We start from the raw sequence: 305 nt of genomic DNA, 5'->3' as shown, positions 1-305 counted from the left end.
AGCCATCACGCCACCTGGCCGTCGGTCGCCGCCCGGGTGGCTGGGTCGGGATCGAAGTCGATCCCGAACAGGGCGTCATAGCTGCCCGGATCACGCACCAAACCCGCCTCGGCCGGGAGCAGACGCCCCGCCGCAGCCGCCTCATGGCGGGCACGCTGGTTCTGAGTGTAGGTGCGGCGCAACACCTTCGCCGCAGCCACATGCTCGGGATCGGTGATCGTGCGGGCCGTGTCCCAACAGCGCTGATGCACACCGATCACGTGTTGCTGACACGAGATCACCACCTCGTCGGCGCCGGCGGCGAT

The 305-nt window shown here is 68.9% G+C and carries 1 pseudogene; it reads right to left on the bottom strand.

Going from position 1 to position 305, the window contains the following annotated elements:
* Positions 1-5: 5 nt before the first annotated feature.
* Positions 6-305: pseudogene (locus ACLQ3C_RS21610) on the bottom strand (hypothetical protein); the annotation flags it as partial.

The organism is Gordonia sp. DT30 (assembly GCF_049844915.1).
In the GTDB taxonomy this organism is placed as follows: Bacteria; Actinomycetota; Actinomycetes; order Mycobacteriales; family Mycobacteriaceae; genus Gordonia.
The sequence above is the reverse complement of the archived record's forward strand: the minus strand, read 5'-3'. Positions and strand labels throughout refer to the sequence as shown.